Genomic DNA, 15,587 nt, shown 5'->3' on the forward strand with positions numbered 1-15,587 from the left:
TTGTATTACTTGAAATGAAAAACAACTGGATCGCCATCGACTGGGGCACGACTAATTTCCGGGCATTTTTGATGCAGGAAAGTGTACAAGTTACCCAAATCAATCAAGCCTGCGGGTTGTTGTCCATTGAACAAGGGCAATTTTCCAGCACGCTGCAAAACTTACTGCAACCGTGGCTTGAGCAGCATGGAGCATTGCCCGTCGTGATGGCGGGGATGGTCGGCTCACAGCAAGGCTGGCGGGAAGTACCCTACGCTCCGCTGCCTTGCGACATCGACAATTTAATCACTCGGACACTGGCTTTCACGACACCATGGGGCAGTCCAGCGTGGATTGTGCCTGGCGTACAGGGGATGAGCCAATACCACCAGCCCGACGTCATGCGTGGCGAAGAAGTCCAATTACTGGGGCTCGCCGCATTACATCCTGCAAATGAACATCTGGTCTTGCTGCCAGGTACTCACAGCAAACACGCGACGATCGTGAACGGGGAAATCACCGCCTTCTCAACATTTATGAGCGGTGAACTCTTCTCGCTTTTAAGCCAGCACTCAATCCTTGGGCGCGCACTACCAGAACAGAAAGAAAGTGAAGAGGCTTTCTTGCTTGGCGTGGCAACAGCCCTGCGTGATGCGCCATTCAGTCACCTGATCTTTTCAGCGCGAACACGCCGTCTGGCCTTAGAAATCCAGGAATCCCACGTTCACAGCTATCTCTCAGGCCTGGTGATTGGCTATGAACTTAAAGCACTTCCCGCAGGCCAACACGCCTGGGTTGTGGGCAACCCGGCGCTGATAGCTCGATATCAACTTGCAGCAAACCAGATGGATCTCAATCTGCTATCGGCTGATGGCGACGCCTGCTTCGTGACGGGCCTCAGTCACCTCTTTAATCGACTACAAGGAATGCAAAAATGAGCCCGGAACAATTTATTGCCCGCTGGCAACAAGAGCCTCTACCGTTGATTGCCATTTTGCGCGGTATAACGCCCGAGCACGCTGTTGAAGCCGCAGAAATTCTGTTGGAGTGCGGTTTCCATTACCTGGAAGTCCCCCTTAATAGCCCATCTGCACTGAAATCTATTCACCTGATGAGAGACACCGTAGGCAACCGTGGCTATGTGGGTGCGGGCACGGTGTTAAATGTGGAACAAGTTGATAGCGTTGCTGAATGCGGCGGGCAATTGATCATCTCCCCAAACTGTAATCCCGATGTGATTCGCCATTCGGTGAAACGCGGCTTGATAAGTCTCCCTGGCGTCATGACACCCAGCGAGGCTTTTAGCGCCATAGATGCCGGGGCGAGCGCGCTGAAATTATTCCCGGCCGAGCATATCACCCCAGTAATAACCAAAGCGTTCCGCGCAGTCGTCCCACGTGAAGTGGCCTGTTTACCCGTCGGTGGTATCCAACCTGATGCTGCGCAAATGCGCAGCTATATTCAGGCAGGAGCCGATGGTTTTGGCCTGGGTGGCGGGTTGTATCAGGCAGGTATGAGCATGGCTGTATTGCGTGAACGGGCGCAGGCATATCAGCAAGCCTGGCTGGAGCAATAGAACATTAGATTCCCTACACAATAAAAAACCTCTTACCCTGAATTTTCTGGAGACAGAACAATGAGCAAAACTCTGGACAACAAACCCACAGCTTCGGCAGCGGAGTCAAAGGTTTATAGCAAGATAACGCGACGCCTAATCCCGTTTTTGATCTTATGTTATTTCTTCGCCTATCTGGACCGCGTTAACGTCGGGTTCGCTAAACTACACATGCAAGATGCACTGAACTTCAGTGACACCGTGTATGGGTTGGGTGCGGGCATCTTCTTTATCGGTTATTTCCTGTTTGAGATGCCGAGCAACTTGCTGATGCAGCGTTTCGGGCCGCGTTTCTGGATTGCCCGCATTATGGCAACCTGGGCGGTGCTTTCGGCTGGCATGATGTTTGTCACCACCCCGACACAGTTTTACATAGTGCGTTTTTTACTCGGTGTGGCAGAGGCCGGCTTCTTCCCTGGAATCGTGTTCTATCTCACGCTGTGGTTCCCGTCGTGGCGCTCTGCTCGCACGCTCGGTCTGTTTATTCTGGTTACGCCGCTTTCGACCATTATCGGCAGCCCGCTTTCGGGCTTGATCCTAAAGATGTTTGAAGGAGTTGGCCACCTGCACAACTGGCAGTGGCTATTCCTGGTTGAAGCAATTCCCTCTTTCCTGCTCGCTTTTGTGGTGCTGCGTTATCTCGATAACGATGTGAAGTCAGCGAAGTGGCTGAGCGATGCCGAAAAACAGGTCGTCATTAACGATCTGGCAAAAGATGCCGCCAATCGTGCACGTGCCAACCAAGGCAAAGTGGATAGCAGCGTGAAAGGAATGTTGAAAAACGGCTACGTCTGGCTGCTGACGGTGGTGTTCTTTAGCTTCAACATCGGTTACTACGGCATCAACTTCTGGCTACCGTCGATCATCAAATCCTCAGGCGTCAGCGACGATTTCCATATCGGCCTGCTCGCGGCACTGCCGTATGTCTTCGGTGCCTGTTTTATGGTGTGGAACAGTCGCCATTCTGACCTGAAACAAGAACGTCGTTGGCACATCGCTATTCCCGCCATGATTGGCTGCGTGGGCCTGGCATTGAGTGCGTATTGCAGCGGATCCACCTTCTGGATGATGGCGTGGATTTGCGTGGCGATGTCCGGCACCCTGGCATTGATTCCAACCTACATCAGCCTGCCTGGCGCCCTGCTTTCCGGCACGGCCGCAGCCGCAGGTATCGCCTTCGTCAACTCCATCGGCAACCTGGCAGGTTTCTTTGGCCCGACAGTATTGGGCTGGCTGAAAGACACCACCGGGCGCACCGACACGGGCTTATATATCCTCGCGGCCTTCTTGCTGCTGTGTGCGCCACTCATTCTCGCCCTGCCAGCACGGCTGGCGAATCCGAAGAAAGTTATCGCTGTACCCGAACAGAGCGGTGAGCAGCTTGATGCTGCCCAACATATTAACGCGACTATTAATCGCAACGTTTAGAAGAGATAGAAACTATGAGTGGATGTGGCGGTGGCGGATGTGCCAGTTGTGGCACGCATTTCAACCCGATCCTCGAAGGTGACGATGGCGCACTGAAACGTGCGCTGTACAAATCCATGGGTCATACCGATGAACAACTGCGTAAGCCTGTAATCGCAGTAGTGAACAGCTACACCAATGCGACGGCGGGACATGCAAACCTGAATGAACTGACCGCCAAAGTGCTCGAAGGCATTGATGAAGCCGGTGGTGTCGGAATGGTGTTTGGCACTATCGCCCCTTGCGACGGGATAGCTGAAGGGCATCTGGGGATGCGTTACATCCTCGCTGCCCGTGAAGTGATCACCGCGTCGATTGAAGTGATGATGCGTGCCCACCGTTTTGACGGCATGGTGCTACTCGGCTCGTGCGACAAAATCGTTCCGGCGATGCTAATGGCCGCTGCACGCCTGGATATCCCGGCGATTATGGTTAACGGCGGCCCAATGTACCCGGCTGAATATAAAGGTAAACACTGGGACGGCAATATCGTCACCGAAGCCATTGGCTGGAAAATGCGCGGTGAAATCAGCGAAGAAGAGTTCGCCCACATTGAAAATATAGCCGAACCCGGCCCTGGCTCCTGCACCATGTATGGCACCGCGAACACCATGTGCTGTATCGGAGAAGTGCTGGGAATGAGTTTACCGGGTAGCAGTACGCTGCCTGCTATCTCAAAAGAGCGCCGCGAATGTGCTGTGGAAACCGGTCGTCAGGCCGTCAAACTGGTATTGGATGGTGTTAATGCACGCCAGATCATTACCGCTGAATCCATCCGCAATGCGATGATTTATTTGCTGGCTACGGGCGGTTCGACCAACGCAATTCTGCATTTACAGGCAATCTATTATGAAGCAGAGCTGGGCCATTTGCCGCTGTCTGCTTTTGATGAGTTAAGCCATCAGGTGCCATTGGTTGCCTCGCTTTATCCGGCCTCTGAACACGACATGATCGACTTCTGGGAAGCCGGTGGTGTGCAAGCGGTCGAATATGAAATCAGCAAATTGATGGATCTGAATGCGCTGACCGTGGCTGGAAAAACCAAAGCTGAGTTGCTGACCGAAGCAACCCGGAGTTGCCGCCCGGAAGTCATCCATACCTTAGCCATTCCCGTGCGTAATGAGGCCGGTGTTGCTGTGCTGCACGGCAATCTGTCGCCACTCGGATGCGTGGTGAAACCTGCTGCCGTACCGGAAAACCTGATGGTGTTCCGTGGCCCTGCGGTGGTGTTTAACAGTGAGCAGGAATCTGTGGAAGCCATCATGTCCGGCCAAATCCAGCCGGGTAGCGTGCTGGTGCTGCGTTATGAAGGGCCAAAAGGCGGGCCGGGAATGCCAGAGATGTACAAGCCCATGAAATCGCTTGAAGGTATGGGGCTTTCTGATACTTGTGCGTTGATTACTGACGGGCGTTTCTCAGGCTCCAACCGTGGTCTGTTCGTCGGCCATATTTCACCGGAAGCGGTGGATGGCGGCGAATTGGGTCTGGTAGAAGATGGCGATGAAATCTCTATAAATATCCCAACCCGCACGCTGACATTGCACGTTTCAGAAACCGAACTGGCAACCCGTCGCGAGCACTGGAAACCGGTAGATAAAGAAGTGCCACGCGGCTTCCTGCGTTTGTATCGCCGTTGGGCACTTCCAGCCGCACAGGGTGCCGTGCTGGCTGACCGGGAGGAAGACTGATGACTCAGCGCTATAGCGCGACGAATATCGTCGGGGTAAATCCGATTGTTGCGATGCCTTTTACCTCTAGCGGCGAAATTGATGAAGTGAGTTTTGTGCGCCTGTTGGAGCATCTCGCGACGACTGGCGTGCAAGGCACCACGCTTTTTGGTATCGCCAGCGAGTTTCCCAAACTGGAAGACAGCGAGCGTAACCGGCTTGCACAAATGTTTGTCAGCACACTGGCAGGTAGCCCGCTTTATCGGGCGATGTCGGTGACCGATCACAGCACGGAAGTGGCCGTAAAACGCGCCCGATACTACGCCTCTCTGGGTGTGGATGCGCTGATGCTGCTGCCACCGTTTTTCCTCAGCCCTAATCCACAAGCGATTCAGGCACATATTTTTGCCGTGCTGGAAGCGGTGGATATTCCGGTGATGGTGCAGTACGCGCCGGGTGAAACCGGGTTGCCGATTACGCCTGAACAACTAGCAGCAGTCGCAGACCGCTACCCGCATGCGGTATTCAAAATCGAGTGTAATCCACCAGTGGATTATACAAGGGAGTTTCTCGTTAAAGCCCCACAGGTCAGCGTACTCAATGGATATGCCGGTTTGTACATGTTGCAAATGCTGACAGCAGGCGGAAAAGGCGTGATGCCGGGTTGTTCTTTTGCTGAAGTGTATGTGCGGATTTATCAGCACTGGCAGCGGGGCGAAACAGCACAGGCAGAGGCACTGCATCAGGCGCTGTTACCCTATATCCAACGCTGGATGACGCATTGCGAATACATCATTCAGGTTGAGAAAACGATTTTGATGAAGCGTGGGATTATCGCAACGGACTATTGCCGCAAGCCTGGCTGGCAACTGTCCAGTGAAGACCATCAGACGATTGATCGCTTCCTGACTGACTTCCAACTGTGAGGAGTGACGCTTGATCAAAAAAGGGGAGCATAAGCTCCCCTTTTGAATTTGGTGTTTGCGATGGATAACGATTACTCGACTTCTTTCACATCCATACGCAGTTCACGCGGCACTTCGAAGATAATATTTTCTTCGCGCCCAACAAGCTCACGGGTTTCGCTGCCACCTAACTCACGCAAGCGAGCCAGAACGTTTTGCACCAGAATATCTGGCGCAGACGCACCTGCCGTAACACCAACGCATTCCGCATCTTTAACCCAGGATTCCTGGATATCGGTCGCATCGTCAATCAGATATGCGGCCTTGCCCATGCGTTGTGCAAGCTCTGCCAGGCGGTTGGAGTTGGACGAGTTTTTCGAGCCAACCACCAACACCACATCCGCTTCATCAGCCAGCGCACGCACAGCTTCCTGACGGTTGGTAGTGGCGTAGCAAATATCGTCTTTACGCGGGCCAATGATTTTCGGGAAGCGTTTACGCAGCGCGTCAATCACATCAGAAGTGTCATCCACAGATAGCGTGGTCTGGGTCATAAACGAAAGTTTGGCTTCGTTTTTCACATCCAGCTTGCTGACATCTTCCGGTGATTCAACCAGATACATACCACCTTTTGGGTTGCTGTACTGGCCCATGGTGCCTTCCACTTCCGGGTGACCAGCATGGCCAATCAGAATGGATTCTTCACCACGGCGGCTGGCGCGAGCCACTTCCATATGCACTTTGGTCACCAGCGGGCAGGTCGCATCGAATACCGTTAAATCACGGCCTTTGGCTTCGTTACGCACCGCCTGGGAAACACCATGTGCTGAGAAAATCAGGATTGCGCCATCAGGCACTTCACTGATTTGCTCGATGAAAATCGCCCCACGTTCGCGCAGGCTGTCTACCACGTAGCGGTTATGGACCACTTCGTGACGGACATAAATTGGCGCGCCGTAAATGGCCAGCGCGTTTTCAACAATGCTGATAGCGCGGTCTACCCCGGCACAAAAGCCGCGAGGGTTAGCCAACAGGATCTGCATTCAACGCCTCCAGTACCGGGTCAATTTCCAGTACTTCGATATCAAAATGAATGGTTTGCCCGGCGAGTGGGTGGTTAAAGTCAACGGTGATGGAATCACCGTTAACCTCACGCACAACACCTGGCATCTCGCTGCCATCCATTGCGGTGAACAGCATAATCGCCCCTGGCACCGGCTCACCCGCATCAATAAATTCACGACGTGAGAAATACTGAATCATGTCCGGGCTTGGAATACCAAACGCCGATTCAGGTGCCAGTGAGAAGGCTTTTTTGTCCCCTGCTTTCAGGCCGACAAGCTGGTCTTCCATGCCCGGTGACAGTGTTTCGTCACCCAGCGTGAAGAGTGCCGGCTTGCCGTTATTACGGGTCGACTCGGCAGTGGAACCATCTTCGAGTTTCAGCGTGAAATGCACTAATACTCTGCTATTGGCCTGGATAGACTCAGCCATGGGTTACCCTTTTTGCTTTGCGGGCTTGTCGGAGGAGACGAAGAACCCCTCCAGGACAATCAGCGCCGCACCGATACAGATTGCCGTATCAGCTAAGTTAAACGTGGCGAAGTGCCAGTCGCCGACATAGAAATCAATCATGTCGACCACAAAACCGTGCCACAACCGGTCAAACAAGTTACCGAGTGCACCGCCAATGATTAAAGCATAGGCGATATTATGCAGCTTCTGGCTTGCTTTGGCGCGATACATCAACACCGCCAGAATCACACAGATACCGATGGCGATACCCGCGAAGAACCAGCGCTGCCAGCCGCCTTTATCCGCAAGGAAACTAAACGCGGCACCGTAATTGCGGGCATAGTGCAGATTCAGCGACGGGAACAGCGATACGGTGTCCCCCAGCATGAAATGCTGGAGGATCAGGTATTTGCTGCCCAGATCGATAATCAGTACCACGACCACCAGCCACAGCCAGCTCAGTCCGGTCGAACAGATCGATTTACTCATCAGGCAAATTTACGCTTTTCGCCGTCACCGGCTACGTTGGTGACACAGCGGCCGCAGATTTCTGCGTGTTCCGCAACCAGACCGACGTCGGTAGTGTAATGCCAGCAACGCGGGCATTTTTCACCGTCGGCTTTACGCAGGGCAACTTTCAATCCTTTCAGGATTTCGCTTTGCTGTGCGTCATCAGTTGCCTGCGAATAATCGGCAACTTCAGCACCTGAGGTCAACAGGACAAATCGCAATTCCTCGCCCAGGCTGTTGAGCTTCGCCGCCAGTTCGCTGTCGGCATACAGGGTAACTGCTGCTTCCAGAGAGCCGCCCACACGCTTATCAGCACGCGCTTGTTCGATAACTTTGTTCACTTCGCCACGCACAGTTAAAAGCGTGTCCCAGTATTCATTGTTCATCGTTTCGCTGTCAGCCAGGCCGAACAGACCTTCGTACCACTCGCCGGTGAAGACGTATTTCTCACGATTGCCTGGCAGGAACGCCCAGATTTCGTCAGAGGTGAAGGACATGATTGGTGCCATCCAGCGAACCAGCGCTTCTGCAATGTGGAACAGTGCAGTCTGGCAGCTACGACGCGCTACGCTGTCAGGTTTCGCGGTGTACTGGCGGTCTTTGATGATGTCGAGATAGAACGAGCCCATTTCGATGGAGCAGAAACGCATCAGGCGTTGCACCACTTCGTGGAAATCGTAGTTTTCGTAAGCCGCGAGGATATCGGTTTGTGCATCCTGCGCACAGCTGACAGCCCAGCGATCCAGCACAACCATCTCTTCCGGTTTCACCATATCGGTTTCTGGATTGAAGCCATTAAGGTTTGCCAACAGGAAGCGCGCGGTGTTGCGGATACGACGATAAGAGTCAGCAGCGCGTTTCAGGATCTCATCGGACACCGCAATTTCACCGGTGTAATCCGTTGATGCCACCCACAGACGCAGAATATCCGCGCCCAGTTTGTTCATCACATCCTGCGGAGAAACAGTGTTACCGATGGATTTAGACATTTTGCGGCCCTGACCATCAACGGTGAAGCCGTGAGTCAGTACCTGGCGGTAAGGCGCTTTGCCTTTCATCGCCGTCGAAATCATCAGTGAAGACATGAACCAGCCGCGATGCTGATCCGAACCTTCCAGATACATATCTGCTGCATGGCCGTTGAACTCAGGGCGCACATCAACAACAGATGAATGCGTTGAACCGGAGTCGAACCACACGTCCAAAGTATCTGGCACTTTGGTGTAGTTGTCAGCGTCATCACCCAGAATGTCGCGCGGGTCGAGATCCCACCACGCCTGGATGCCGTCTTGCTCAACACGCTTAGCAACTTCTTCCATCAATTCCAGAGTACGCGGATGCAGCTCTTCAGTGTCTTTGTGTACAAACATCGACATTGGCACGCCCCAGGTACGCTGGCGGGAAATACACCAGTCCGGGCGGTTAGCAACCATAGATTCAATACGCGCCTGGCCCCAGTCCGGGATCCACTGCACGCCTTTGATCTCTTTGAGTGACTGCGCGCGCAGGCCTTTTTGATCCATGCTGATGAACCATTGAGGTGTTGCACGGAAGATGATTGGTGTTTTGTGACGCCAGCAGTGCGGATAGCTGTGCAGCAGTTTCTCAACGTGCAGCAGAACGCCTTTATCACGCAGGATGTTAACGATCAGGTCGTTCGCTTTGAACACCTGTACGCCATCCAGACCTTCATAAGTACCTGGCAGGTAGCAACCGTCCGGGCCAACCGGGTTAGCGATTTCCAGATTGTATTTCTGGCTGATCACGTAGTCGTCAGGGCCGTGGCCGCCAGCGGTATGCACTGCACCAGTACCTGCTTCCAGCGTAACGTGCTCGCCAAGAATCGCCGGCACATCGAAATCTAAGAACGGGTGCTTGTAGCGAGTCAGTTCCAGATCGGCGCCTTTAGCTGTGCCCAGAACAGTCCATTCGGTGATAGCCGCGCTCTTCATTACGCTTTCGAGCAAATCTTTAGCAACGATCAACGCCTGGCCATCAACCTGCACCAGCGCATATTCGAATTCTGCATTCAGAGAAACCGCACGGTTAGCTGGCAGAGTCCACGGTGTGGTGGTCCAGATAACCATGGAAACCGGGCCATCAACCTGAGTTGCGCCAAATTTCGCTTTTACCGCGTCAGCATCAACAGCCTGGAAGCTAACGAAGATAGATGGAGAGGTTTTGTCGTAGTACTCAACTTCCGCTTCAGCCAGGGCTGAACGGCAGTCAACGCACCAGTGCACAGGTTTAGCCCCTTTATGCAGGTGACCGTTACCGACGATTTTACCCAGCGCACGGATGATATTCGCTTCGGTTTTGAAATCCATAGTCAGGTAAGGACGTGACCAGTCGCCCAACACACCCAGACGGATGAAGTCGGCACGCTGCCCGTCTACCTGCTCTGCCGCGTATTTACGGCATGCTGCGCGGAATTCAGCCGCAGAAACTTTCTCACCAGGCTTGCCGATCAGCTGTTCTACTTTCAGTTCGATTGGCAGACCGTGACAGTCCCAACCTGGAACATACGGAGAGTCAAAACCGGAAAGACCTTTGGACTTCACGATAATGTCTTTCAGAATCTTGTTAACTGAGTGACCAATGTGAATGCTGCCGTTCGCGTATGGAGGGCCATCATGCAGAATGAAGGATTTTTTGCCTTTCTTTGCATTACGGATGATGCCGTACAGGTCATCATCATTCCAGCGAGCCAGCATGCCCGGTTCGCGTTTGGCGAGGTCGCCACGCATCGGGAACCCTGTTTCCGGTAAATTCAGGGTAGATTTAAAGTCACTCATTAGATTCTCGGTTCCGTAGTTAGCTTGCTCAGGTATTGGGCCCAAAAAATTCGCGGGCGGTTACCACATCTTTGGCGATTTGCGCTTTCAGTTCATCAAGCGAAGCAAACCGTTGTTCATTTCGTATTTTTTTACGTAGCACCACATCAATATGGTGCCCATATAAGTCCATTGCAACGTCCAGCAAATGGACTTCCAGCTGTTGGCGCAGGCCCGCTACCGTTGGCCGTGTACCAATATTGGCAACACCCGGCAGCAGTTTATCGCCAAGGCCTGCGACTTCTACTGCAAACACCCCTTTCACCGGGGAAACCTGACGACGCAGCGGTAAATTCGCCGTGGGGAAACCAATGGTTCTTCCCAGTTCATCACCATGGACGACACGCCCGGAGATAATAAACGGATGACCCAATAGACTTTCGGCAAGCGTTAAGTCGTCATCAGCCAGTGCCTGGCGAACCGCCGTGCTACTGATTCGCACGCCACCTTCGCAGAAAGTTTGCGTACTGGTAACGTCAAAACCATATTCGAGGCCAGCCTTCTGTAATAACAAGAAATCCCCCTGGCGACCAGCACCAAAGCGGAAATCATCACCGACCGCGAGGAATTTTACCCCGAGGCGGTCTACCAACAGATCGCTGACAAAACTTTGTGCTGTGAGTGCCGCAAAGCGGCGATCAAACCGCACGCATAGTACGTAGTCCACACCACACTCAGCCAGATAACGCAGCTTCTCGCGCAGGCGTGTGAGGCGCGCTGGAGCTTTATCACCCGCGAACAGCTCAAGCGGTTGCGGTTCAAAGATCATGACCATCACCGGCAGATTTCGCGCACGCCCTTGTGCACACAACCCTTTTAAAAGGGACTTGTGGCCTCGATGCACGCCATCAAAATTACCAATGGTGAGGACACACCCGTGGTGGTTCTGGCGTAAATTATGTATGCCGCGTATCAGCTTCATGGCTGGCTCAAAACAGTGGAAATCGGCGGATTATATCAATTACCACGGTGAAGGTTAACCGGCGATTGTACCCTTTGGCATAAAGCATCAAGGATTTCATCGAACTGGCGCCTGGTTTCTACATGGATGCACATCACTGGACGATTTTTGTTGCTTAAAGCTGTATTCATGACCGTTATGCTGGTAGAATCCGCGCCATCACAACGTAAGAGGCTCCGGAAATTTAACGGCGCTTATTTGCACAAATCCATTGACAAAAGAAGGCTAAGAGGGCATATTCCTCGGCCTTTGAATTGTCTACATAGATCATATTTGGGAGTTGGACCTTGGCTAATATCAAATCAGCTAAGAAACGTGCTGTACAGTCTGAAAAGGCTCGTAAGCACAACGCAAGCCGTCGCTCTATGATGCGTACTTTCATCAAGAAAGTATACGCAGCGATTGAAACTGGCGACAAAGCTGCTGCACAGAAAGCATTTAACGAAATGCAACCAATCGTGGATCGTCAGGCTAGCAAAGGTCTGATCCACAAAAACAAAGCTGCGCGTCATAAGGCTAACCTTGTAGCGCACATCAACAAACTGGCTTAATCGCCAACTTGTTGTTAGCTTGAAAAAAACCGGCTTATGCCGGTTTTTTTATATCTGAAATTTGAGTCCTGATTTAAATCTCTTTAAACAAAGCCGAGTAATCCCGATTGCACACACGCTGCACCGCCGGGTGTTGAATCATTCGTTCAGCAAATATGGCGTGATACTCTTCCATAACATTCTCGATTCGCCCAATCTCAACAATATTCTCGTCGTTATAGATATCCTGCCCGTATAGGGTCGGCGCGACAAAAATCGCATTGTGTGCCGCACCAAAGGCTTTCATCAGCGCCGCATCATCAAACTCACCGAGAATTTCAACCTTCAATCCTTGAGTGTTAATCCAGTTCAAAATCTTACGCCCTAACATCGACCGGCGGCCTGGAATCAACAAGCGTCGGGTTTCTAGACAGGCAGGGAAAGGCAAATCTGGCACCGGATTTTGGCTCCAGAAACTAATGCCACATTCGCCAATTTTTACCGAGAACAACCCTTCCTGCTGAGTTGAATCAATCGGGCAGTCAGAGATGATCATATCCAGTTTGTGTTGGCTCAATTGCTCAAGCAGCATTTCATGGGTCGATTCAAAACAGCGTAGGTGGATTTGCTCGTCTTCAACGACAGCCGCATCAAGCACGCCGCTCACCAGGCGTTTTGATAGCGCATCCGCAATACCGACATCAAACAACAGGCTGGACTCTTTGCGGTAGTTCACGATATCCAGCATTTCCTGGCTTAAGGTAAACATACGGTCTGCATAGCGGAAAACAAGCTGGCCTAATTCAGAAGGCACCAGACCACGCCCCTGGCGGCGGAACAGTTTACCTTGCAGGCGCTCTTCCAACGCTTTGATCTGGCCGGTTATGGTTTGTGGCGTTAAATACAGCGCTTCAGCAGCACCTACCACTGACCCTTCCTTGCAGACATGCCAGAAGTAATAGAGATGGTTGTAATTTATGTGTGACATATGTTTTTCACTCCCTGATAAACAATCCATTAGCTAACGGCTCCCGAGGAGCCGTTAGTATATAAATTAATGATGCTGTAATTGCGAGCTGAAGCGGCTTCTCAACATGCAGTAACCGACGACGGCTGAGAACAGTGACCCTAATAGAATACCCAGTTTGGCCCAGGTAATCAGCGCCGGGTCTGCACCGTCAAATGCCAGCGATGCAATGAAGATAGACATTGTGAAGCCAATCCCGCAAAGCACACCGACCGCCATGATCTCCTTGCAGGTCGTCCCTTCAGGCAACGTTGCCAGTTTCAGCTTCAGTGCTGCCCAGCAGAACAGGCTAATACCCAGTGGCTTGCCGATAAACAGACCCGCCATAATCCCCATCGGTAACAATGAGGTTAACCCGGCAAAAGTCACACCGCTTAATGAAACGCCCGCATTGGCAAAAGCAAACAACGGCAGAATCAAAAATGCGACCCAAGGATGCAGCACATGCTCCAGTTCTTTAGCTGGAGAGCGCCCATCTTTTTCTTTCAGTGGGATAAGGAAACCAATAATTACCCCAGCAAGCGTTGCATGAACGCCCGATTTCAATACTGCGGTCCACAACACCACGCCAACCAAAATATACAAACCAGTACGGCGCACATTGCAGATATTCAGTAATGCCAGTACAGCAATAGCACCAGCAGCAACAGCCAGCGAAAGGATGGAGAGATCGCTGGTGTAGAACAGAGCGATAATTACGATCGCGCCCAAATCATCAATAATGGCCAAAGCCATCAGGAACACTTTAAGTGCGACCGGTACACGATTGCCCAGCAATGCCAGAATACCCAGTGCGAAAGCGATATCGGTTGCCGCCGGAATCGCCCAACCTTCACGGGTAATCGGGTCCTGGAAGTTGAACAGCAAATAGATTGCTGCAGGGACGACCATACCGCCCAATGCCGCAATAACCGGGAACGATGCCTGGCGCATGCTGGCAAGTGAGCCACTTACCATTTCGCGTTTTACTTCAAGGCCAATCATCAGGAAGAAGATTGCCATCAATGCATCGTTGACCCACAACAGTAGATTTTTACTGATATCCAGCGAACCAATACGCACCTCTACCGGCGTATTTAAAAACGACTGGTACAGGTCACTGGTGGAGCTCAAGTTGGCAAGAACCATTGCCAGCACAGCGGCAAGGATTAAAAAGATGCCGCTGGAGGCATCATTATTGAAAAAGTATTTTAGTTTTTTTGTCATCTTTTCATCCCGGTTTTCAAACTGCCTTAAATCATTTAGGGCATTAATATGTATTAAGCATAGCGCGCCTAACACATCGATAAAAGTAGATTATATTGCATTCAATGATCGGAAATAACGAATCAAATCACATAAAAAACTAATGAATACCTGGCGCATAAAAAAAGCCTGAATCAAAAATATTCGATTCAGGCTTTTTTACTACCAATAAGGAAGTTAGGTTTAGCGGGTTAGATCGTCAAAGAATTTCTTCACGCCGTCAAAGAAGCTCTTTGAACGCGGACTGTTCTTTTCGCCACTCGGCCCACCAAAACTTTCCGCCAGATCGCGCAGCAATTGTTTCTGCTTTTCATTCAGGCTAACTGGGGTTTCTACAACAACGCGGCATAACAGGTCACCCTGGGCCCCGCCACGTACAGATTTCACCCCTTTACCACGCATTCTGAACAATTTACCAGTTTGCGTTTCACCAGGCACTTTCAGGTTTACACGCCCATCCAGTGTTGGGACTTCAATCTCACCACCCAAAGCGGCCATTGCAAAGTTAATAGGCACTTCGCAATACAGGTTGTTACCTTCACGCTCAAAGATTGGGTGCTGTTTAACCTGAACCTGGACGTATAAATCACCTGATGGTGCACCGTGCTCACCCGCTTCGCCTTCACCTGCCAGACGAATACGGTCGCCGGTATCAACGCCAGCCGGGATTTTCACCGACAGCGTTTTGGTTTTTTCTACACGACCATGTCCATGACAGGTGTTGCACGGATCTTTAATAATTGAACCGCGACCCTGACAGTGTGGACAGCTTTGCTGCACGGTGAAGAAGCCCTGACGCATTTGCACCTGGCCTTGTCCATGACAAGTCGGGCAAGTCTGTGGCTTGGAGCCCGCTTTCGCGCCGCTACCGTGACAAACGCCACACTCTTCAAGCGTTGGGATGCGGATCTCTTTGGTGACGCCACGAACCGCTTCTTCCAGCGTTAAGTCCATGTTGTAGCGTAAATCGGCACCGCGGGATGCACGCTGACGACGGCCACCACCGAAGATGTCACCGAATACGTCGCCAAAGATATCACCAAAATCAGCACCGCCACCGCCAAATCCGCCGTGACCACCACCGCCCATACCGCCTTGCTCAAACGCGGCGTGACCATACTGGTCATAGGCTGCACGTTTTTGCTCGTCGGTCAGGATTTCGTAGGCTTCTTTAATTTCTTTAAACTTGCCTTCGGACTCTTTGTCACCCTGATTACGATCTGGGTGGAACTTCATTGCCAGGCGTTTATAGGCTTTCTTGATTTCACGCTCTTCCGCGTTTTTCGGAACGCCTAAAACCTCGTAATAGTCTCTCTTCGCCATCTTTTTTGT

Annotated in this window: 14 protein-coding genes; 6 read left to right on the top strand and 8 right to left on the bottom strand. The window is 51.9% G+C overall.

Going from position 1 to position 15,587, the window contains the following annotated elements; translation table 11 throughout:
- The first annotated feature begins 14 nt into the window (after positions 1–14).
- Genes EDF88_RS10895 through EDF88_RS10915 form a run of 5 tightly spaced genes read left to right on the top strand, consistent with a single transcriptional unit; the run spans position 15 to position 5,654 of the window.
- A complete protein-coding gene (locus EDF88_RS10895; RefSeq protein WP_134184661.1) occupies positions 15–917 on the top strand; it encodes a 2-dehydro-3-deoxygalactonokinase in 903 nt (300 codons plus the stop codon).
- Complete coding sequence (locus tag EDF88_RS10900) at positions 914–1,555, top strand: 2-dehydro-3-deoxy-6-phosphogalactonate aldolase (protein WP_064513787.1); 642 nt, start codon at positions 914–916, stop codon at positions 1,553–1,555. Before EDF88_RS10895 ends, EDF88_RS10900 begins: the two co-directional genes overlap by 4 nt.
- 60 nt (positions 1,556–1,615) lie before the next feature.
- Entirely contained in the window at positions 1,616–3,022 is a 1,407-nt protein-coding gene (locus EDF88_RS10905) for an MFS transporter (RefSeq protein ID WP_134184663.1), read from the top strand.
- Between the two features lie 14 nt (positions 3,023–3,036).
- Positions 3,037–4,749, top strand: a complete 1,713-nt coding sequence (ilvD, locus tag EDF88_RS10910; RefSeq protein WP_064513792.1) for a dihydroxy-acid dehydratase — start codon at positions 3,037–3,039, stop codon at positions 4,747–4,749.
- The gene (locus tag EDF88_RS10915) at positions 4,749–5,654 is read left to right on the top strand and encodes a dihydrodipicolinate synthase family protein (RefSeq protein WP_134184665.1); all 906 of its coding nucleotides are present in this window, start codon (positions 4,749–4,751) and stop codon (positions 5,652–5,654) included. Before ilvD ends, EDF88_RS10915 begins: the two co-directional genes overlap by 1 nt.
- 71 nt (positions 5,655–5,725) lie before the next feature.
- Here EDF88_RS10915 and ispH read toward each other — a convergent pair whose 3' ends face one another.
- From ispH to ribF, 5 genes are read right to left on the bottom strand one after another with little or no spacing between them, the layout of a single operon-like run.
- Positions 5,726–6,676: a 4-hydroxy-3-methylbut-2-enyl diphosphate reductase gene (ispH, locus tag EDF88_RS10920; protein ID WP_134184667.1), complete on the bottom strand. Its 951-nt coding sequence runs from the start codon at positions 6,674–6,676 to the stop codon at positions 5,726–5,728.
- Entirely contained in the window at positions 6,657–7,127 is a 471-nt protein-coding gene (gene fkpB / locus EDF88_RS10925) for an FKBP-type peptidyl-prolyl cis-trans isomerase (protein ID WP_034459386.1), read from the bottom strand. The genes ispH and fkpB overlap by 20 nt, the downstream gene beginning before the upstream one ends.
- 3 nt (positions 7,128–7,130) lie before the next feature.
- Complete coding sequence (gene lspA / locus EDF88_RS10930) at positions 7,131–7,637, bottom strand: signal peptidase II (protein WP_064513797.1); 507 nt, start codon at positions 7,635–7,637, stop codon at positions 7,131–7,133.
- Positions 7,637–10,453 (bottom strand): isoleucine--tRNA ligase, encoded by a 2,817-nt coding sequence (gene ileS / locus EDF88_RS10935; protein WP_134184669.1) that lies wholly within the window; start codon positions 10,451–10,453, stop codon positions 7,637–7,639. The genes lspA and ileS overlap by 1 nt, the downstream gene beginning before the upstream one ends.
- A 28-nt stretch (positions 10,454–10,481) precedes the next feature.
- Positions 10,482–11,414 carry a bifunctional riboflavin kinase/FAD synthetase gene (ribF, locus tag EDF88_RS10940; RefSeq protein WP_064513801.1) on the bottom strand — a complete coding sequence of 311 codons (933 nt, stop codon included), beginning with the start codon at positions 11,412–11,414 and terminating at the stop codon, positions 10,482–10,484.
- A 326-nt stretch (positions 11,415–11,740) separates the two neighbouring features.
- On the opposite strand from ribF, the gene rpsT reads away from it, so the two are divergent.
- On the top strand, positions 11,741–12,004 hold the full coding sequence (gene rpsT, locus EDF88_RS10945; protein WP_064513803.1) for a 30S ribosomal protein S20: 264 nt from the start codon (positions 11,741–11,743) through the stop codon (positions 12,002–12,004).
- Positions 12,005–12,077: 73 nt separating this feature from the next.
- Here rpsT and nhaR read toward each other — a convergent pair whose 3' ends face one another.
- From nhaR to dnaJ, 3 genes are all read right to left on the bottom strand, one after another.
- Positions 12,078–12,971, bottom strand: a complete 894-nt coding sequence (nhaR, locus tag EDF88_RS10950) for a transcriptional activator NhaR (RefSeq protein ID WP_064513805.1) — start codon at positions 12,969–12,971, stop codon at positions 12,078–12,080.
- 66 nt (positions 12,972–13,037) lie between these two features.
- Entirely contained in the window at positions 13,038–14,216 is a 1,179-nt protein-coding gene (gene nhaA / locus EDF88_RS10955; RefSeq protein WP_064513807.1) for a Na+/H+ antiporter NhaA, read from the bottom strand.
- A gap of 222 nt (positions 14,217–14,438) precedes the next feature.
- On the bottom strand, positions 14,439–15,578 hold the full coding sequence (gene dnaJ / locus EDF88_RS10960) for a molecular chaperone DnaJ (protein ID WP_034459395.1): 1,140 nt from the start codon (positions 15,576–15,578) through the stop codon (positions 14,439–14,441).
- Positions 15,579–15,587: the final 9 nt, after the last annotated feature.

The sequence above is a fragment of the Buttiauxella sp. BIGb0552 genome (assembly GCF_004366275.1).
In the GTDB taxonomy this organism is placed as follows: Bacteria; Pseudomonadota; Gammaproteobacteria; order Enterobacterales; family Enterobacteriaceae; genus Buttiauxella; species Buttiauxella gaviniae.

Coding starts and splice junctions, on each gene's coding strand:
- EDF88_RS10905 (WP_134184663.1), top strand. CDS start 1,616: ATGAGCAAAACTCTGGACAACAAACCCACAGCTTCGGCAGCGGAGTCA.
- nhaA (WP_064513807.1), bottom strand. CDS start 14,216: ATGACAAAAAAACTAAAATACTTTTTCAATAATGATGCCTCCAGCGGC.
- EDF88_RS10895 (WP_134184661.1), top strand. CDS start 15: ATGAAAAACAACTGGATCGCCATCGACTGGGGCACGACTAATTTCCGG.
- ilvD (WP_064513792.1), top strand. CDS start 3,037: ATGAGTGGATGTGGCGGTGGCGGATGTGCCAGTTGTGGCACGCATTTC.
- dnaJ (WP_034459395.1), bottom strand. CDS start 15,578: ATGGCGAAGAGAGACTATTACGAGGTTTTAGGCGTTCCGAAAAACGCG.
- fkpB (WP_034459386.1), bottom strand. CDS start 7,127: ATGGCTGAGTCTATCCAGGCCAATAGCAGAGTATTAGTGCATTTCACG.
- nhaR (WP_064513805.1), bottom strand. CDS start 12,971: ATGTCACACATAAATTACAACCATCTCTATTACTTCTGGCATGTCTGC.
- ileS (WP_134184669.1), bottom strand. CDS start 10,453: ATGAGTGACTTTAAATCTACCCTGAATTTACCGGAAACAGGGTTCCCG.
- EDF88_RS10900 (WP_064513787.1), top strand. CDS start 914: ATGAGCCCGGAACAATTTATTGCCCGCTGGCAACAAGAGCCTCTACCG.
- lspA (WP_064513797.1), bottom strand. CDS start 7,637: ATGAGTAAATCGATCTGTTCGACCGGACTGAGCTGGCTGTGGCTGGTG.
- EDF88_RS10915 (WP_134184665.1), top strand. CDS start 4,749: ATGACTCAGCGCTATAGCGCGACGAATATCGTCGGGGTAAATCCGATT.
- ispH (WP_134184667.1), bottom strand. CDS start 6,676: ATGCAGATCCTGTTGGCTAACCCTCGCGGCTTTTGTGCCGGGGTAGAC.
- ribF (WP_064513801.1), bottom strand. CDS start 11,414: ATGAAGCTGATACGCGGCATACATAATTTACGCCAGAACCACCACGGG.